Origin of the sequence: Intestinibacillus sp. Marseille-P6563, assembly GCF_900604335.1 — a bacterium.
Taxonomy (GTDB): domain Bacteria; phylum Bacillota; class Clostridia; order Oscillospirales; family Butyricicoccaceae; genus Butyricicoccus_B.
This window is the reverse complement of record NZ_UWOD01000001.1, coordinates 1439084-1456166: the sequence shown is the minus strand read 5'-3', so window position 1 is coordinate 1456166 and position 17083 is coordinate 1439084. Positions and strand designations below refer to the sequence as shown.

Genomic DNA, 17083 nt, shown 5'->3' with positions numbered 1-17083 from the left:
ACGGATTACAGTCCATTCTGTGCCCGCCAGCGACGGACCAGCGCAAGCGCTTCCCCAAGCTGCCGGCCACGCTGAGAGAAAAAGGTCTGGTATGCCTCACAGTATTGGTTCAGGCCACTGGTGCCATCGGGCAGGACAGCACGGTCGCGGCGGCAGCCGTTGCGGCACAGGGAGACATACGGACAGCTTTGGCAGGCGTCCGGCCGGGGGAGCGACTGGGCGATGAATCGCTGAGCGACCGGGCCGGATGCCATGTCGGCCAGCGGGGTCTGGCCGATGGTGCCCATGCGCCATTCATCGAGCACATAGAAGTCGCAGGGATACACCCCGCCGTCGCCCTCGACAACAAATTGAATGGAACACTGTCCGGCCATATTGCACGCCTCAGGCGGCTGGCCGAGCAGCATGAACAGCCAGTTGTCCAGGTGGCGGATGCTGATGTATTCGCCCTTGCGGAAATCATCCAGCCATAAATCAAAAAGACGGATGAGAAACTGGCCATATTCTGCTGTGGACAGATGATAGGCTTCCTGGCCGCGCTCTTGTCCGAGCGGCTCGAGGCAGGGGATGAACTGCAAATACCGGAAGCCCTGCCGCTTGTAAAACCGATAGATTTTTTCGATTGAGCGCGCATTGCGGCCGGTCACGACGCAAAGCACATTGTATTCGACGTGATAGCGGTCAAAGAGCTGCGCGGCATGCAGCACACGGGAAAAGGTGCCTTTCCCGGCGGTATCGATGCGGTTGAGGTTGTGCAGGTCGGACGGGCCGTCGAGCGACAGGCCGACCAGGAACTGGTTTTCGGCCAGAAAAGCCGCCCATTCTTCATCGATGGCCAGACCATTGGTCTGGATGCTGTTGACCACGCGCAGTCCACGGGTGTTGCAGGCTTTTTGCAGCTTGACCACCTCCCGGAAAAAATCCAGTCCGCGCAGGGTGGGCTCTCCGCCTTGGAAAGTGAAGGAACATAAATGGTCGGCATATTCAAAAGCGCTGCGGATGACGGTCTCCATGGTTTCCAAGGAAAGCATACCTTCAAAAGCAGTTTCCCGGTTGGAAGACACGTCGCGGTAAAAGCAGTAGGCGCACGCCATGTTGCAGGCCGAAGAGGCTGGTTTGATGAGAATGTTGACTGGTGGCATAAAAGATTCCCCCTTGGGATGGTGGTAAATGGGTCGAAATCCCACAAAAAACGGGTCGAACGTGGGGCGGCATGTCATTTCTTTTGATGATACCATGAAACAGAAGTCCAGGCAAGGGGCCGATGGTCGGTCCAAGAAGATATACAAATGAATTTTCGGTATATAAAAATGGGGCGTCCTACGGGATACGGGACACCAGTCTGCCGCAAGTTGCCGCGGTTGGTTCGTGCTTACTGCGTGGGGAAAATCCGCTGATTTTTGAAACTTTGGCCGCTTGTCCTGCTCGTCTTGTGCAAGAAAATGGAGATTTTTTTGTCTATTTTGTACGAACATTTGTGTTTCTAGAGTTTTCCCTTTCTTTTAAGGTGTAAAACTGCTATAATACTGATTTGTATTCCCTTTATGTTGCGGGAAAGAGAAAAAAAGAAAGGGTTTTTTGGTATGTCCAACAAAAACAGCGATTTTAAGCCATATATTCCGGCTGATCGCGTCGTACCCGAATTTACGGTCACATCGATCCTCATCGGTATCGTACTGGCCATTGTATTCGGTGCGGCAAACGCTTATCTCGGACTGCGCGTAGGTATGACCATCTCGGCCTCGATTCCGGCTGCGGTTGTGTCCATGGGCGTAATCCGAATCATTTTGCGCCGCGATTCCATTTTGGAAAACAACCTGGTGCAGACCATTGGTTCGGCCGGTGAATCGGTCGCAGCTGGTGCGATCTTCACCCTGCCCGCTCTGTTCCTGTGGGCAGATGACGGCATCATCGACCCGCCCAGCCTGCTGACCATTTTCCTGGTTGCACTGGTCGGCGGTGTGCTGGGTGTCATCTTCATGGTGCCGCTGCGTCAGGCCCTCATCGTCGAAGAGCATGGCACGCTTCCCTTCCCGGAAGGCACGGCCTGCGCCGAAGTGCTGCTGGCCGGCGAAGAAGGCGGTAGCAAGGCTGGTATCGTCTTTTCCGGCTTGGGCGTCGCAGCGCTCTACAAGCTGCTGTCCGACGGCTTCCAGTTCTTCCCGAGCGAAATCGGGCATGACATCGCCTCTTACAAGGGTTCGTCGGTCGGCATCCAGGTGCTGCCCGCCCTGGTCGGTGTCGGCTATATCTGTGGTCCCAAGATTTCCAGCTACATGCTGGCAGGCGGTACGCTGAGCTGGTTTGTCATCATGCCGCTCATCGCGCTGTTCGGCGCGGATGCAACCGTATTCCCGGGCACAGCTCCCATCAGTGCCATGGCACCGAACGCTCTGTGGAGCAATTATATCAAGTATATCGGCGCGGGCGCGGTGGCGACCGGCGGTATCATCAGCCTGATCAAGAGCTTCCCGCTCATCCTGCGCACCTTTAAGCAGGCTATGAGCAGCCTGAGCCACAAGCACACCTCGCAGGGCAGCACCCTGCGCACCCAGCAGGACCTGCCTATGCCGGCGCTGCTGGTGGTCCTCGTCATCATCGTTCTGGCCATCTGGCTGGTACCGGCCTTCCCGGTCAGCCCGATCGGCGCCCTGATCGTTGTCATCTTTGGCTTCTTCTTTGCAACCGTTTCGTCCCGTATGGTCGGCCTGATCGGCTCGTCCAACAACCCGGTTTCGGGTATGGCGATCGCGACCATCATCATCACCACCCTGCTGCTCAAGGGCACCGGCACCACCGGCACCCAGGGCATGATCGGTGCGATTGCGATTGGCGGCATCATCTGTGTCATCGCAGCTATTGCCGGCGACTGCTCGCAGGACCTCAAGACCGGCTTTATTCTGGGCGCAACCCCGAAGAAGCAGCAGCTGGCTGAGATCGTTGGTGTCATCGTTTCGTCGGCAGCCATCGGCTTTGTGCTGTACCTCTTAAATGAGGCGTGGAGCTATGGCGGCGAGGAACTGCCTGCACCGCAGGCGACCATGATGCGTATGCTGGTCGAAGGCATTATGAATGCCGAACTGCCGTGGGCGATGATCCTGACCGGCGTTGGCATTGCCATCGTTGTTGAGATCCTGAAGGTTCCGGTCATGCCGTTTGCAGTCGGCATGTACCTGCCGTTCAGCCTGAGCGCTGGCATCATGTCCGGCGGCATCGTGCGCTGGTTCATGGAAAGACGCAAGAATGTTTCCGATGAGGAGCGCAAGGAAAGCGTGGACCGCGGTGTTCTGTACACCTCGGGTCTGATCGCGGGCGAAGGCCTGATGGGCATCGTCCTGGCAGCGATTGCAGCCCTCAAGATGGACATCAATATGTCTGAAATCCTCTCGATCGGCAAGATCGGCGGCCTGGTAGTCTTCTGCCTGCTGCTGGCAAGCCTGGTCTATGTCTGCACCAAAAACAAGAAGAAATCGTAAGAACAGCAGCCTGCCCGGTTTCGGGCAGGCTGTTTATCCCATCAGAAAGGAACGGTAGGAGCTATGGCAAAGTGCAAATCCCAGCCGAATTATCTGGAATTTATCCCGGTGCGCAATCCGGAAAACGAATTTACGACCGATGATGCGGGTGTGATTATCATCTCCAAAGAGTGGAAAGGATTTTATCACACCATTGCCCAGAAATTTTTCCACAAGCCGCGCGTCAGCCAGATCAAGCTGGACAGTTACGGCAGCTTTGTCTGGAGCCTGATTGACGGCGAACGGGATGTGCATGCGATCGCGCAGGAACTGGACCGGACCTATCCGGACATGGAAAAGTCGCTTTCGCGGCTGATTCGTTTTCTGGAAATCTTGCATGACCACCGTTTTATCCTGTGGAAAGGGGAGAAAGCACGATGAACCTGCTCCGGTATATCCCCTATGTGCTGTTGTTCATGGTGGTGACCATGCTGCTGTACGGCTGGGGCATGTGGCGCAGCCAGCGCGCCGCGCAGGATGATACCAAGCTGCTGTATGCCAAAGGCGCGGCCAAGATCCGCCGCGCGCTGGCCAAGTCCGAGGGCATGACCCGGGCCGAGCTGGCCGCGGTGGTCGACGGCCTGACCGCATCCCGACCGTTTTCCAGCCGGCGCATTGCCGTGACCGATGTGAATGCGTTTTTGGACGCTCTGCTGCCGTATATGCTGACCCAAAAGCAGATCACCTGCACCAAGGAGGCAGGGGTGCCGGTCTACCGCGCCCGGTAATCATGCAGAACAGTTTGGTCCAAGGGCCGATCACCCGCAGCCTGATCGCATTTGCCGCGCCCATGATGGCCGGCAACCTGCTCCAGCAGCTTTATAACATCGCGGACACCATCATCGTGGGCCGCGTTCTCGGGGCCGACGCGCTGGCCGCCGTGGGCTCAGCCTATACGCTGATGACCTTTTTGACCTCGATTTTGCTTGGGCTGTGCATGGGCAGCGGCGCGGCCTTTTCCATCTATTTCGGCCAGAACAACCAGCAGCGGCTGCAAGCCTGTCTGGTGCACTCGTTTGGGCTGATTGCCGTGGCCGCCGTGGCACTCAATCTGGCGGTGTTTGCGCTCTTAGACCCCATCGTCTGGTTTTTGCGCACCCCGGCCCAGGTCGCACCCCTCATGCGCGAGTATTTGAGCGTCATTTTCTGGGGCATCCTGGCCGTGTTCCTGTATAACTATTTTGCCGCCCTGCTGCGCGCGGTCGGCAATTCGGTGGTGCCGCTTTTGTTCCTGGCCCTGTCGGCTGGGCTCAACATCGGGCTCGATCTGCTGTATGTGCTGGTGTTCCGGTGGGGGGTGGCCGGTGCGGCCTGGGCGACCGTACAGGCGCAAATCGTATCCGGTGTCGGCCTTGCCCTGTATACGCTGGTGCGGTTCCCGCAGTTTCGTCCCAAGCGGGAGCAATGGCGGTGGGACGGGTCAGTCCTGCGGGAGATCGCCTCGTTTTCGGTGCTGACCTGTGTGCAGCAGTCGATCATGAATTTCGGCATCCTGATGGTGCAGGGACTGGTCAACAGCTTTGGGCCTGCCGTCATGGCCGCTTTTGCCGCGGCGGTCAAGATCGATTCGTTTGCCTATATGCCCGTGCAGGACTTCGGCAACGCCTTTTCCACCTTTGTCGCGCAGAACTACGGCGCCCGCCAGCCGGACCGCGTGCGGCAGGGCATCCGCAGCGCGGCCATTAGCGCGCTGGTGTTCTGCGGGATGGTCAGCATGTTGGTCTGTGTCTTTGCCCAGCCGCTCATGCACATCTTTATCGACCCGGCGAAAACCGAGATCATCGCCATCGGCGTGCAGTATCTCCGCATCGAAGGGCTGTGCTATGCTGGCATTGGCATCTTGTTTTTGCTGTACGGCTTTTACCGGGCCGTGCGCCGGCCGGCCATGTCGGTGGTGCTGACCATTGCATCGCTCGGCACCCGGGTGGGGCTGGCCTATGCGCTCGCGCCCTTTACGGGCGTGGTGGGCATCTGGTGGTCGGTGCCCATCGGCTGGGCGCTGGCCGACCTGCTTGGCATCTGGTATTATCACCGCAACCGCACGCGCCTGCTGGACGACCCAGGCGCATGACAAAAGCCCTCCATCTGGAGGGCTTTGTTTATTCCTGTTTCATTTCCCAGTGGATGAGCAGCGTCAGCGCGGCGCGCAGCGCAATGATACCAGCCACAATGGCGATTTCTTTCCATTCGCGCACGATCACGGTGCGCAAAATCTCGCTGCCGAGCTTGAATTCCAGACCCATCGCCAGCCCGCGGGCCAGGTAGATGCGGGTATCGGGCGCCTTGCGGACATAGCGGACAAAACCGCATACACCGCTGACGATAATAATGCCCACGCCGATGAACTCAAACAGCAAAATGGCAAGACCGGAAACATTGGCTAAAAAATCTTCCAGCACAAGGATGGTGTTTTCCATAGACGGTGCCTCCTTGGGGTGCCGGGCTTACCGGCAGCCGGGGTATTGAATCTGGGTGAGGATAAGCCCCTGCGGCGGCATGGTGATGCCGGCGTCCTGCCGGTTCTGCGAGGCAAACGCGCGCAGGATGCTGTCCGGGTCCCGTTCGCCTGCGCCGATCTCGACCAACGTACCGGTCAGGATGCGCACCATGTGATAGAGGAACCCGTTGCCGCGAAAGTCCAACCGGACTTCGCCGCCGTTGGACGTGATGGTGATGGAATCGATGGTGCGCACGGTCGATTTCTGAAAGCGGCGGTTCACCGAGCTGAACGCGCGGAAATCGTGGGTGCCGCAGAGTAGGTCAGCCGCTTTGCGCATGGCGTCCAGATCGAGCGGTTTGTCCCAAAGCGTCAAATACCGGCGCTCGAACACGTTGGGCAGCTTGGAACACCACAGCCGGTAGGTGTAGTGCTTGGACGAGGGAGTGAGCCGGGCATGGAACCGCTCGGGCATACTTTCGCAGGACAAAATGCCGATGTCTTGCGGCAGATAGTGATTTAAATAATCGCGGATTTCATCCGGCTGCATGGCGGTGTTGATTTTGAAGCTGGCCACCTGTCCGGCCGCATGTACGCCCGCATCGGTGCGGCCTGCGCCGTGAATCTCGACCGCATGGCCGGTCATTTCGCTCAGCACACGCTCGATTTTGCCCTGGATGGTGTTGTCGGTATTGCCCAGCCGCTGCCAGCCGTTGTACCGGCCGCCGTCGTATTGAATGACGAGTTTAAAATTGGTCATCGTCCCTGTCCCCCCTGGCCGTTTTCCCCAAGTATAGCACAGGTTGCCCTTTTGCGCCAAGCGGCTTGCCAGAGTTTTTTCCATGCGGTATGCTAAAAAGAAGAAAGCGAGGAACATCCCATGGCCATTCCCTATCCCATTGTCCGCGCGCGGCGCAAGACCATCCAGATCCGGGTGGACGAACAGGGCAGCGTGACCATCCGTGCGCCGCGCCGGGTGCCGCTGCGCGAAATCGAACGCTTTGTGCGCGAAAAACAGGACTGGATCGACGCGCATGTCGCCGCCCAAAAGGCGCGCGCCGCGGCGCGTTATCACCCGACCGAGGCCGAGATTGCCGCCTGGAAGCAGGCAGCGCGCACCGAACTGCCCGCCCTGACGGCTGCCTGGGCCATCCGCATGGGCGTCACCTGCACGGGGGTAAAAATCACGTCCGCCGCCCGGCGGTGGGGCAGCTGCTCGGCGAAAAACAGCATCTGTTACAGCTTCCGCGTCATGCGCCTGCCGCCCGCTTTGCGGGAATATATCGTGGTGCACGAGCTGGCGCACATCCGGGTCAAAAACCACAGTCCGGCCTTTTATGCCGAGGTCGGGCGGTACCTGCCCGACTACAAACAGCGCATTGCCGCCCTGCGCGCATTCGAGCGGCAAAACCCCATGGCCTAATCGGTCAGCGGCAGGCCGTAGACCTGTTTGAGCTCCAAAAGCGGGCTGCGCGCCAGGTCGCCCGGCGTCACCAAGCCGCCACCGTTGGCGTCCAGGTCGTAGCCAAAGGCGGCAAAGGCTTCCCACACCAGATGGGCGCACTGGGTGCCGGTCACGGCGCCCGGCGTGCGCTTGGCCGATAAGATTCCTACGGTCAGTGAATAGGGCACATCGGTCAGCCGCCGGGCGGCCGTCTGCGCAATGGCCGACCGGGTCTCGGCGTCCACCCCGCGCAGACGGTACACAGCCACGGCCGGGAGCGCCTTCCAGTGGTCGATCGACCGCAGGGTGGAGTTTTGCCCGATGACGATGGCTTCCAGCGTGGTGCCTTGCTCGGCGTCGACGACCAGAGCGGCATGGCCGTTGCGCCAGCCAAACACATGCGAGCAGGGCGTTAGGAGAATGTCGCCGTCCTCCAGAGCGGTGAGAGGCGCAGCCCCTTCGGTCAGCCGCTCGGAGCGGGAAATGAGCTGATTTGCCGTACAGGTCGCGGCCACCGGCTGAAAATAGGCGTTCTGGATGTCCGGAATGGTGTCCAGTTCGCCCCGCTGCCGCAGCAGGTCGAGCGCCGCGGAGGTCAGACCGGTCTGCTCGGTGAGCATCCGATAATCGGAAGCGGTCCACGTTGTCTTTTCCAGCAGACCGGTCAGGTCGCACGGCTGCGCCGCGGGCATGGTGTGGACAGTGGGTTCGCCATGCACGGTCCAAAATAAAAAGCAAATGGATAGGCAGGTCAAAAGACCAAAGATACGGCCAATCTTGCATTTCATGCGCATTAGTGTATCCCGAGCGGTATGGTTTTATACGTTCAGGGCAGAGAAAAGCGTGCCCCGGGCTGCGGCCCGGGGCGTTTTCTGTGTCCGGCATAAACGGCGCTATGCAAAATATAAAAGAAATTATGTAAGATATAGTTGACATAATGCAAGGGATAGTATATACTAAGAGCCACAAGGAAGGTGATGGCATGAAGAACAAACGCATGCGTATGGCGCGCATGGAATGCGATCTCTCCCAGGCGCAGCTCGCCGAGGCGGTCGGCGTGACGCGGCAGACCATCAGCCTGATTGAGTCCGGGGGCTATAACCCCACGCTCAATCTCTGTCTGGCGATCTGCCGCACACTGGGAAAGACACTCGATGACTTATTTTGGGAACCGGAAGGGGCGAACGAACATGAAAAAGAAAATGGTCGATGAGCGGGTGGCGCTTGAAGTCAACCGCATTTACAAGGTGGGGTATATCATCCTGACCGTTGGGATTGCACTCGATACGCTGTTGCAGGCTTGGAGCGGCCGCATGGGGGAAATTTCGTTGCGGCCGATCGAACTGGGCACCTTTTTGCTCGCGCAGATCGTCTGTCTGGTGATGATGATCCGCCGCGGCTTGGGGGACGACAACCAGTACGCCGAAGCCGATGTATTCCCGCTGCGCTATAATATGAAGGTCGGGTTTGTGTCTGGCGTCATCATCGCGGTGCTGTTTATCGTACAGCGGCTGTGGTCGGGCAAACTGGACGGAGTGGATGCCGTGCAGCAGGCGATGATTTTGGCCATTTGCTTTGTTTCGTTTGTGGTGGTGTGCGTGGTCGGCATTGTACTGGCACAGTATCTAGTGTTCCGGCTGGCCAAGCGGCAGCGGAAAAAATGGCAGGACGAAGAGGAATAAAATACGCAGCGGCGCACCCAGAACTGGGTGCGCCGCTGTTTTCAGAATAGGGAGGATAAGAAAGGGAAGGGCTTACATGGGGTGCTGCTGCTCCTCATAGGCGCGCAGCACGGTTTTTTCCAGCGTTTCGCGCAGGCTGGGGCCGATCGGATGGACAATGTCCCGGTATTTGCCGTCCGGCATGCGGCGCGAAGGCATGGCGAGGAACAACCGGTCGTTGCCGTCAATGATCTTGATGTCATGCACGGCGAACACATCGTCGAACGTGACCGATACCAGCGCACGCAGGCGGCCCTCATCGTGAAAATGGCGAAATTTAATGTCGGTGATTTCCATAATTGAATGCTCCTTAGAAACTGTCTAAATCGGGAGATTTGCTATTTATATTTTGGACAGGTTGGCATATAATATACAAGTACGCGGAAAAAATTTTCGTTTTTTGAGAAGTTCAAATAGAGAGAAGGAGCATTTCCAAATGGAACATTCCCTGAAGCCTTATATAGATGAAAAGAAATCCATGCACCTGATTGGCATCGGCGGCGTTTCGATGAGCGCCCTGGCCGAGTTGCTGCTGTCGCTCGGCGTGCCGGTCACCGGGTCCGACCGTGCCCATTCGGCGGTGGCCGAACGGCTGGAACGGCTGGGCGCCAAAATCACCTATGCTCATCTGCCCGAAAATGTCGAGCAGGCATCGGTCATCATCCGCACCGCAGCTGTCCATGATGACAACCCGGAGATCATGCGCGCGCATGAACTGGGCCTGCCGGTGCTCGAACGCGCCGAAGCCTGGGGCAGCCTGATGAAGGATTATCAAAACGTCATCTGCCTGTCGGGCACCCATGGCAAGACCACGACCACGTCCATGATGAGCTTGATCGCCATGCACGCCAAGCTGGACCCCACGGTTATGGTGGGCAGCCATCTGCCGGCCATCGGCGGCACGCTGCGCATCGGCGGCCATGGCTGCTTTGTGGCTGAGTCGTGCGAATACTGCAATTCGTTTTTGAGTTTTTCGCCCACGGTGGCGGTCATTTTGAACATCGAAGCCGACCATCTGGACTTTTTCAAGGACCTGGATGACATCATCCATTCGTTCCATGAATTTTGCCTGCGCACGCCGGAAAACGGCCTGGTGGTCGTCAATGCGGACGATGCCAACGCCCTGCGCGCCGTGCAGGACGTGCCGCGCCGCATCCTGACCTTCGGCACATCGGAAACTGCCGATGTGCGTCCGGTCAACATCTCGATTGAAAAGGGATACTATCATTTCACCGTCGAAGTGCACGGCCAGCCGTATACGACCGTGACGCTCAATGTGCCGGGCAAGCACAATATGCTCAACGCCCTGGCCGCCTGCGCGGTATCGTATTATCTCAATCTGGACAGCGCACGCGTCGGGGAGGGCCTGTCGGCCTTTACCGGCTCGTCCCGCCGCTTCCAGCGCACCGGCACCCTGCCCAACGGCGCGGTGGTCGTGGACGACTATGCCCACCACCCCAGCGAGATGCGCGCTACCCTGACCGCGGCGCACGACATGGGATTTGACCGCATTTTGTGCGCGTTTCAGCCCCACACCTATACCCGCACCAAGGCGCTGTTTGGGGAGTTCGTAGAGGCCCTGAAATTGTGCGATCTGGCTGTTTTGGCGCCCATTTATGCCGCTCGTGAAAAGAATACCATCGGCATTTATTCGAGCGATCTGGCTGCTGCCGTGCCGGGCGCACGCTGCTTTGACAGCTTTGACGAAATCGCCGATTTTCTGCGCGAAGAAGCCCGTCCGGGCGATTTAATCCTCACCATGGGCGCCGGAAATATCGATACGGTAGGCCGAATGTTGGTCGGGGACCAAGCATAAAAGGTTACAAACAGTCAACAATAAGCAAAATGCCAGTGAAAAACGCTTGACAAATCTGCCCAAGTGGGGCATAATAATAGCATAGTTCATTGGTTAATTTGTATAAGCCCCGCGGAATGGAGGGATCGGCAATGACAGATAACCTCATCATTACAATCAGCAGACAGTACGGCACCGGCGGCCGCGAAATCGGACATAAACTGGCCAAGCGTCTGGGAATTTCGTTTCTCGACCGTGAGCTGATTACCCGTGCGGCGAAGAAATCCGGCTTTAGCGAAGAACTGTTCGAGCAGCTCGACAAGCGTGCGACCAACAGCTTTTTGTATTCGCTGACCATGTTCGGGTCCACGGGCCTGAACGGCATGAGCCTGACCGACCAGCTGTATCTGGCCCAGGCCAAAGTCATCCGCGAAGCGGCGGAGTCCGGCCCCTGCGTCATCGTAGGCCGTTGCGGCGACCACGTTTTGCGCGAATGCACCAATAAATTTGACTTCTTCATCCACGGTACCATTGAGGACCGTGTGCGTCGCATCCAGGCCCATGGCGACTATGAGATCACCGGCAAGACCCCGGAAGCCGCTCTGGAAAAGATGGATAAACAGCGTTCGACTTACTACAACTACTATACCGGCAAGGTATGGGGCAAGTGCGAGCATTATGACCTGTGCGTCAATGCTGGCCGTCTGGGCGTGGATAAGTCGGTCGATCTGTTGGCACAGTATGTAGACGCTTTGCGCAAATAAACAAACCAATACCGGTTGCTTGAGAAAAGAGAGGGAGAGAGGCAGCGCGGACCGATCGGTTCGCGCTGTTTTTCGTGTACGAAAAAAGGCTGGATGTTTCCAGCCTTTTTTTAATGCGCCAGCAGCCAATCGGCCATGGCAGCCGGGGTTTCGGCAAGTGCAGCGGCCCCAGCGTTTTGCAGTTCTTCGGCGGACCCAAAGCCAAACAGGACCCCAAGCGTGTCCAGTCCATGGGCCTTGGCGCCCTGCACATCGTGCCGCCGGTCGCCGACCATGATGGTTTCCGCGGGAGAAGGATTGTTCAGACGGCGCAGCGTTTCCTCGATGACTTCGCCCTTTTGAGAAATGCGGCCGTCGATGGTCGCGCCGCAGATGACCGTAAAGTAACGGGTCAGGTCAAAATGGTCCAAAATGCGCTGGGCGAATACCTCGGGTTTGGAGGTCGCCAGCGCCAGCGTGCGCCCGGCGGCCTGCAAGCGGGCGAGCGCTTCCGGGATGCCGTCATAGACCCGGTTTTCAAACAGCCCGACCTTTTCATAGCGGCTGCGGTAAGCATCCTTGCAGCGCACCGCGGTGTCGTAGTCTAGATGATGGTTTTCCATGAAGCCATCGATCAGCGGAGGACCGATGTAGGGCGTGAGCGTGGAAAGGTCATCGGTATGGATGCCGGCCACCGTGCGCAGCGCATAGTCGGCCGACTTGGTGATGCCCTCCTGGGAATCGGTCAAGGTGCCGTCCAGGTCAAAGAGAAGATAACGATACATAGTTTCTCCTTTGTGAAAAGACGGCGGAGACATGCTCCGCCGCTTGTATATTTTTTACTTGGCCAGCAGCTTTTTCAGCCGTTCGGCTGCTTCCAGCGTCTTCTGCTTGTCGCCAAAGGCGGTCAGGCGGAAGAAACGGTCGCCGTTCTTGCCAAAGCCAGCGCCCGGTGTGCCGACCACATTGGCATTTTCCAGCAGATAGTCAAAGAAGGTCCAGGAATCCATGCCGTTCGGGCATTCCAGCCACAGATACGGGCTGTTCTTGCCCCCCGTGTACCAGATACCCAGCTCGTCGAGCGTCTGGGCGAGCACCTTGGCGTTTTCCTTGTAGTACGCCAGGGTCTCGTGGATCTGCTTCTGGCCCTCGCGGGTAAAGACCGCCGCCGCGCCGCGCTGCACGACATAGGGCACGCCGTTGAACTTGGTGGTTTGACGGCGCAGCCACATCTTGTGCAGGTTCATGCCGCCGCGCTCGAGCGCCATGGGCACGACCGTGTAGCCGCAGCGGGTGCCGGTAAAGCCAGCCATCTTGGAGAACGAGCAGAACTCGATCGCGCAGTCCTTGGCGCCCTCGATCTCATAGATCGAACGGGGCAGGCTTTCGTCCTCGATAAAGCATTCGTAAGCCGCGTCGTACAGGATGACCGCATTCTGCGCATTGGCGTAGTCGACCCAGGCTTTCAGGCCCGCGCGGTCATAGGCCGCACCGGTCGGGTTGTTGGGCGAGCACAGATAGATGATGTCCGCCTGGACTGCCGGGTCGGGCAGGGGCAGGAAGCCGTTTTCCGCATTGGCATCCATAAAGACGATCTTGCGGCCTGCCATCACGTTGGTGTCCACATACACCGGATACACCGGGTCGGGGATCAAAACCGTGTTGTCCACATCGAACAGGTCCAGAATGTTGCCCAGGTCGCTCTTGGCGCCGTCCGAAATGAAGATCTCGTCCGCGTCCAGTTCGGTGCCGCGGCGGGCATAGTATTCCTGGATTTCATCCTTGAGGAAGCTGTAACCCTGTTCGGGGCCATAGCCGCGGAAGGATTCCTGTACGCTCATTTCGCACAGGGCCTGCTGCATGGCGTCGATGACCACGGGCGCAAGCGGCAGGGTCACGTCACCGATGCCCAGACGGATGATCTTGGCGCTCGGATTGCGCTCGCCGTATTCGGCAACCTTGCGGGCAATGGTGGAAAACAGATAGCTGTCCTCTAAATTTTGATAATTTTGATTGACTTTCATCGGAAAAAGGCTCCTTTCCAGGGAATTAAACTTCTACGGTGCCCTCAAACACCGTGGTGGCCGGACCGGTCATAAACACGGTCTGGTCGGTGTAGCGGATGGTCAGGTCGCCGCCGCGCAGATGGACTAGAATGTCCTCGCCCTTCTGGAACAGACCGGCCAGCACGGCGGTCACGCCCACAGCGCAGGCGCCGGTGCCGCACGCCCAAGTCTCGCCGCTGCCGCGCTCCCACACGCGCATCTTGAGCGTGCCGTCGGGCAGGATGTTGACAAACTCGGTGTTCACCCGTTCGGGGAACAGGGGATTGTGCTCAAACTTGGGGCCAATGCGGGTGAGATCGATGGCATCCACGTCCTCCTTGACAAACACCACGCAGTGCGGGTTGCCCATGGAAACGCAGGTGATGTGATACACGCGCTCGTCGATGACCAGCGGGGCGTCGACCACCCGGTCGCCGTCCAGATACACCGGGATACGCTTGGGGTCCAGGATGGCCGGGCCCATGTCCACGCGCACCGACTGCACCTTGCCGTCCTGCGGGTAGAGAATCAGGGTCTTGATGCCGCTGAGGGTCTCGACCGTGATCTCGGTCTTGCCATCCACCATGTTGTTATCGTATAAGTATTTGCCGACACAGCGGATGCCGTTGCCGCACATCTTGCCTTCCGAGCCGTCGGCGTTGAACATACGCATCTTGGCGTCCGCCACTTCGGACGGGCAAATCAAAATCACGCCGTCGCCGCCGATGCCGAAATGGTGGTCGGACAGGCGCACCGCCAGCTCTTCGGGGTGCTCAACCGGATGGGCAAAGCAGTTGAAGTAAATATAGTCGTTGCCACAGCCGTGCATTTTGGTAAAGGGAAGCTTCATGTTGTCAGGCTCCTTTAGATCAAAAAAATTAAGATTGAAAGAAAATACAGAATCTATGAATAAACTTGCAAAACTCACATCGGCCTTATTATAGCACAGGGCCGCCGGGGATTCAAACAAATCCGCGGTTTTTCGGCCATCCGGCGGCCAGTTTTTACAGGGCCCACAGCCAGACCGGCCTTGGCACGGCAAAATGTGCGCACATTGCATAGAAAGTATCCGAAAGGCATAAGTTTCTTCGGTGAATGCGTGGAATCTAAGACAGGGGGCAAGATTTCGCACAGCCGTGCTTGACGTGGGCTAAGCCCAAACCCTATAATGGAATCCATAAGGATGCGTGACAAGGCAGCGGCATGCGCCCGGAAGGGGCGGCGGCTGCTTTTGTGATACGAAGGAGGAGGTAGCTAGATGGATAGCTGTGAAACAAAACGGGTGCCGGAATACTTCGGCAGCATGGTGTTCAATGAAAGCGTGATGAAGGAGCGTCTGCCCAAGGAGACCTATAAGGCACTCAAGCGCACGATCGAAGAGGGGACCGCGCTTGACCCTGCCATTGCGGGTGTGGTTGCCAATGCGATGAAGGACTGGGCGCTCTCCAAGGGGGCCACCCATTTCACCCACTGGTTCCAGCCGATGACCGGCGTGACCGCCGAAAAGCACGACAGCTTTATCACCCCGGTCGACCACGACAGCGTCATCATGGAGTTTTCGGGCAAGGAACTCATCAAGGGCGAACCGGATGCGTCCTCGTTCCCGTCGGGCGGCTTGCGCGCCACCTTTGAAGCCCGCGGTTACACCGCCTGGGACCCGACCAGCTATGCGTTTATCAAGGACAATACCCTGTGTATCCCGACGGCGTTCTGCTCGTATACAGGTGAGATTCTGGACAAAAAGACCCCGCTGCTGCGCTCGATGGACGCCATCAGCAAGCAGGCCTGCCGGGTTCTCAAACTCTTTGGCAAGAACTGCCGCCGTGTCAACACCACGGTCGGCGCCGAGCAGGAGTATTTCCTCATCAACAAGGCCGATTATGCCAAGCGCCGCGACCTGATCTTCACCGGCCGTACGCTCTTTGGCGCCATGCCCCCCAAGGGCCAGGAGATGGAGGACCATTACTTTGGTTCCATCCGTCCGCGCGTCAAGGCGTTCATGGAAGAACTCGACGACGAGCTGTGGAAACTCGGCATCACCTCCAAGACCGAACACAACGAAGTGGCGCCCTGCCAGCACGAGATGGCGCCCATCTTTGAAACGACCAATGTTGCCACCGACCACAACCAGCTGACCATGGAGGTCATGAAGCGCGTGGCCGACAAGCATGGCTTTGTCTGCCTGCTGCACGAAAAGCCGTTTGCGGGCATCAACGGCTCGGGCAAGCACAACAACTGGTCGCTGTCCACCGACCGCGGCGAAAACCTGCTCGAACCGGGCTCTACCCCGCACTCGAATGCCCAGTTCATCCTGTTCCTGACCGCGGTCATCAAGGCGGTCGATGAATATCAGGACCTGCTGCGCATCTCGTCGGCCTCGGCCGGCAACGACCACCGTTTGGGCGCCTCGGAAGCGCCTCCGGCTGTGGTATCCATGTTCGTCGGCGACGAACTGGAAGCTATTTTGGATTCGCTCGTGCGCGGCATCGACTACACCGATGTGGAAAAGACCATGATGAACATCGGCGTATCCGCCCTGCCGCCCATCCCCAAGGACACGACCGACCGCAACCGTACCTCGCCCTTTGCCTTTACGGGCAACAAGTTCGAGTTCCGTATGCCCGGCTCGTCCTTCAACATCGCGTGCACCAACTTTATTTTGAACACAGCTGTGGCCGAATCGCTGCGACAGTTCGCCGATGAGCTGGAAGCGGCGACCAACTTTGATACCGCTCTGGCCGGACTGGTACAGCGTGAACTGAAGAACCACCGCCAGATCATCTTCAACGGCAACGGATACAGCGACGAGTGGCAGGAAGCGGCTGCCCAGCGCGGTCTGATGAACCTCAAGACCACGCCCGACGCCCTGATGCACTACACCGACGACAAGAATGTCAAGCTGCTTGCGCGGCACGGCATCTGTACGGCGACCGAAGTGCAGTCGCGTGAGGAAATCCTGCTCGAAGAATACTGCAAGACCTTACATATCGAAGTGCTGACCATGCTGGAAATGATCGCGCGCGAGATCATGCCGGCGTGCATCGCTTATTCCAGTAAGGTGGCGAGCAGCGTAGCGACCAAGGCGTCCATCGGCATTTCGGCGCAGGCAGAAAAGCTGCTGGCGGCCGATTTGACCGCTTGGATGGACAATCTGGCAAGCTGCCAGGCAGCCTTGCAGGATGCCGTAGAGGCCGTTCCGCAGAGCGATGTGCTGACCCAGGCAGGCTATTACCGCGATACCGTTCTTCCGGCGATGGATGCAGCCCGTGCGGCAGCCGACAAGCTGGAAACCATGGTCGGCGAAGCCGATTGGCCGTTCCCGACCTACGGCAAGATGCTGTTTTACGTTTGAGTTTGAAAGCCTTCCCCATCTTGGGGAAGGC

At 58.2% G+C, this 17083-nt stretch carries 18 protein-coding genes; 10 read left to right on the top strand and 8 right to left on the bottom strand.

All coding sequences use genetic code 11. The annotated features are described in order from the left end of the window. Positions 1 to 5 precede the first annotated feature (5 nt). Positions 6 to 1142, bottom strand: coding sequence for an anaerobic sulfatase maturase (locus EFB11_RS07630; protein WP_122789613.1), 1137 nt, complete (start codon positions 1140 to 1142; stop codon positions 6 to 8). A 441-nt stretch (positions 1143 to 1583) separates the two neighbouring features. On the opposite strand from EFB11_RS07630, the gene EFB11_RS07625 reads away from it, so the two are divergent. From EFB11_RS07625 to EFB11_RS07610, 4 genes are all read left to right on the top strand, one after another. Beyond that, positions 1584 to 3476, top strand: coding sequence for an OPT family oligopeptide transporter (locus EFB11_RS07625; RefSeq protein ID WP_122789739.1), 1893 nt, complete (start codon positions 1584 to 1586; stop codon positions 3474 to 3476). A gap of 63 nt (positions 3477 to 3539) precedes the next feature. Continuing rightward, positions 3540 to 3896, top strand: coding sequence for a PqqD family protein (locus tag EFB11_RS07620; RefSeq protein WP_122789612.1), 357 nt, complete (start codon positions 3540 to 3542; stop codon positions 3894 to 3896). Further along, a complete protein-coding gene (locus EFB11_RS07615; protein WP_122789611.1) occupies positions 3893 to 4243 on the top strand; it encodes a hypothetical protein in 351 nt (116 codons plus the stop codon). Before EFB11_RS07620 ends, EFB11_RS07615 begins: the two co-directional genes overlap by 4 nt. A gap of 2 nt (positions 4244 to 4245) precedes the next feature. Further along, entirely contained in the window at positions 4246 to 5586 is a 1341-nt protein-coding gene (locus EFB11_RS07610) for an MATE family efflux transporter (RefSeq protein WP_122789610.1), read from the top strand. Between the two features lie 28 nt (positions 5587 to 5614). Here the strand turns inward: EFB11_RS07610 and EFB11_RS07605 are convergent, their stop codons facing one another. Both EFB11_RS07605 and truA read right to left on the bottom strand, forming a co-directional pair. Then, positions 5615 to 5932 (bottom strand): DUF1622 domain-containing protein, encoded by a 318-nt coding sequence (locus tag EFB11_RS07605; protein ID WP_122789609.1) that lies wholly within the window; start codon positions 5930 to 5932, stop codon positions 5615 to 5617. A 27-nt stretch (positions 5933 to 5959) separates the two neighbouring features. Next, positions 5960 to 6712: a tRNA pseudouridine(38-40) synthase TruA gene (truA, locus tag EFB11_RS07600; protein ID WP_122789608.1), complete on the bottom strand. Its 753-nt coding sequence runs from the start codon at positions 6710 to 6712 to the stop codon at positions 5960 to 5962. Between the two features lie 120 nt (positions 6713 to 6832). Here truA and EFB11_RS07595 point away from each other — a divergent pair, with 120 nt between their 5' ends. Continuing rightward, a complete protein-coding gene (locus EFB11_RS07595) occupies positions 6833 to 7375 on the top strand; it encodes a M48 family metallopeptidase (RefSeq protein WP_122789607.1) in 543 nt (180 codons plus the stop codon). On the opposite strand, the gene EFB11_RS07590 is transcribed toward EFB11_RS07595, so the two are convergent. Then, complete coding sequence (locus tag EFB11_RS07590; RefSeq protein ID WP_164706654.1) at positions 7372 to 8184, bottom strand: hypothetical protein; 813 nt, start codon at positions 8182 to 8184, stop codon at positions 7372 to 7374. The two genes, EFB11_RS07595 and EFB11_RS07590, sit on opposite strands and share 4 nt — an antisense overlap. Positions 8185 to 8378: 194 nt before the next feature. On the opposite strand from EFB11_RS07590, the gene EFB11_RS07585 reads away from it, so the two are divergent. Both EFB11_RS07585 and EFB11_RS07580 read left to right on the top strand, forming a co-directional pair. Continuing rightward, entirely contained in the window at positions 8379 to 8609 is a 231-nt protein-coding gene (locus EFB11_RS07585) for a helix-turn-helix transcriptional regulator (RefSeq protein ID WP_122789605.1), read from the top strand. Then, a complete protein-coding gene (locus EFB11_RS07580) occupies positions 8587 to 9078 on the top strand; it encodes a DUF6773 family protein (RefSeq protein ID WP_122789604.1) in 492 nt (163 codons plus the stop codon). Before EFB11_RS07585 ends, EFB11_RS07580 begins: the two co-directional genes overlap by 23 nt. Positions 9079 to 9150: 72 nt before the next feature. On the opposite strand, the gene spoVG is transcribed toward EFB11_RS07580, so the two are convergent. Next, on the bottom strand, positions 9151 to 9414 hold the full coding sequence (gene spoVG / locus EFB11_RS07575) for a septation regulator SpoVG (protein ID WP_122789603.1): 264 nt from the start codon (positions 9412 to 9414) through the stop codon (positions 9151 to 9153). Positions 9415 to 9553: 139 nt separating this feature from the next. Between spoVG and murC the strand changes: the two genes are divergently transcribed. Beyond that, the gene (gene murC, locus EFB11_RS07570; protein ID WP_122789602.1) at positions 9554 to 10933 is read left to right on the top strand and encodes a UDP-N-acetylmuramate--L-alanine ligase; all 1380 of its coding nucleotides are present in this window, start codon (positions 9554 to 9556) and stop codon (positions 10931 to 10933) included. Between the two features lie 131 nt (positions 10934 to 11064). Further along, entirely contained in the window at positions 11065 to 11676 is a 612-nt protein-coding gene (locus EFB11_RS07565; protein WP_122789601.1) for a cytidylate kinase-like family protein, read from the top strand. A 110-nt stretch (positions 11677 to 11786) separates the two neighbouring features. Here EFB11_RS07565 and EFB11_RS07560 read toward each other — a convergent pair whose 3' ends face one another. Genes EFB11_RS07560 through dapF form a run of 3 tightly spaced genes read right to left on the bottom strand, consistent with a single transcriptional unit; the run spans position 11787 to position 14550 of the window. Continuing rightward, positions 11787 to 12440 (bottom strand): HAD hydrolase-like protein, encoded by a 654-nt coding sequence (locus EFB11_RS07560; protein WP_122789600.1) that lies wholly within the window; start codon positions 12438 to 12440, stop codon positions 11787 to 11789. Between the two features lie 54 nt (positions 12441 to 12494). After that, positions 12495 to 13679, bottom strand: coding sequence for an LL-diaminopimelate aminotransferase (locus EFB11_RS07555; protein ID WP_122789599.1), 1185 nt, complete (start codon positions 13677 to 13679; stop codon positions 12495 to 12497). A gap of 25 nt (positions 13680 to 13704) precedes the next feature. Next, positions 13705 to 14550: a diaminopimelate epimerase gene (dapF, locus tag EFB11_RS07550; RefSeq protein ID WP_122789598.1), complete on the bottom strand. Its 846-nt coding sequence runs from the start codon at positions 14548 to 14550 to the stop codon at positions 13705 to 13707. A gap of 408 nt (positions 14551 to 14958) precedes the next feature. Between dapF and EFB11_RS07545 the strand changes: the two genes are divergently transcribed. After that, positions 14959 to 17052, top strand: coding sequence for a glutamine synthetase III family protein (locus EFB11_RS07545; protein WP_122789597.1), 2094 nt, complete (start codon positions 14959 to 14961; stop codon positions 17050 to 17052). Positions 17053 to 17083 lie beyond the last annotated feature (31 nt).

Bases quoted from the DNA above. Each gene is read 5' to 3' on its own strand.
- EFB11_RS07630 (WP_122789613.1), bottom strand. From the start codon at position 1,142: ATGCCACCAGTCAACATTCTCATCAAACCAGCCTCTTCGGCCTGCAAC.
- EFB11_RS07625 (WP_122789739.1), top strand. From the start codon at position 1,584: ATGTCCAACAAAAACAGCGATTTTAAGCCATATATTCCGGCTGATCGC.
- EFB11_RS07620 (WP_122789612.1), top strand. From the start codon at position 3,540: ATGGCAAAGTGCAAATCCCAGCCGAATTATCTGGAATTTATCCCGGTG.
- EFB11_RS07615 (WP_122789611.1), top strand. From the start codon at position 3,893: ATGAACCTGCTCCGGTATATCCCCTATGTGCTGTTGTTCATGGTGGTG.
- EFB11_RS07610 (WP_122789610.1), top strand. From the start codon at position 4,246: ATGCAGAACAGTTTGGTCCAAGGGCCGATCACCCGCAGCCTGATCGCA.
- EFB11_RS07605 (WP_122789609.1), bottom strand. From the start codon at position 5,932: ATGGAAAACACCATCCTTGTGCTGGAAGATTTTTTAGCCAATGTTTCC.
- truA (WP_122789608.1), bottom strand. From the start codon at position 6,712: ATGACCAATTTTAAACTCGTCATTCAATACGACGGCGGCCGGTACAAC.
- EFB11_RS07595 (WP_122789607.1), top strand. From the start codon at position 6,833: ATGGCCATTCCCTATCCCATTGTCCGCGCGCGGCGCAAGACCATCCAG.
- EFB11_RS07590 (WP_164706654.1), bottom strand. From the start codon at position 8,184: ATGAAATGCAAGATTGGCCGTATCTTTGGTCTTTTGACCTGCCTATCC.
- EFB11_RS07585 (WP_122789605.1), top strand. From the start codon at position 8,379: ATGAAGAACAAACGCATGCGTATGGCGCGCATGGAATGCGATCTCTCC.
- EFB11_RS07580 (WP_122789604.1), top strand. From the start codon at position 8,587: ATGAAAAAGAAAATGGTCGATGAGCGGGTGGCGCTTGAAGTCAACCGC.
- spoVG (WP_122789603.1), bottom strand. From the start codon at position 9,414: ATGGAAATCACCGACATTAAATTTCGCCATTTTCACGATGAGGGCCGC.
- murC (WP_122789602.1), top strand. From the start codon at position 9,554: ATGGAACATTCCCTGAAGCCTTATATAGATGAAAAGAAATCCATGCAC.
- EFB11_RS07565 (WP_122789601.1), top strand. From the start codon at position 11,065: ATGACAGATAACCTCATCATTACAATCAGCAGACAGTACGGCACCGGC.
- EFB11_RS07560 (WP_122789600.1), bottom strand. From the start codon at position 12,440: ATGTATCGTTATCTTCTCTTTGACCTGGACGGCACCTTGACCGATTCC.
- EFB11_RS07555 (WP_122789599.1), bottom strand. From the start codon at position 13,679: ATGAAAGTCAATCAAAATTATCAAAATTTAGAGGACAGCTATCTGTTT.
- dapF (WP_122789598.1), bottom strand. From the start codon at position 14,550: ATGAAGCTTCCCTTTACCAAAATGCACGGCTGTGGCAACGACTATATT.
- EFB11_RS07545 (WP_122789597.1), top strand. From the start codon at position 14,959: ATGGATAGCTGTGAAACAAAACGGGTGCCGGAATACTTCGGCAGCATG.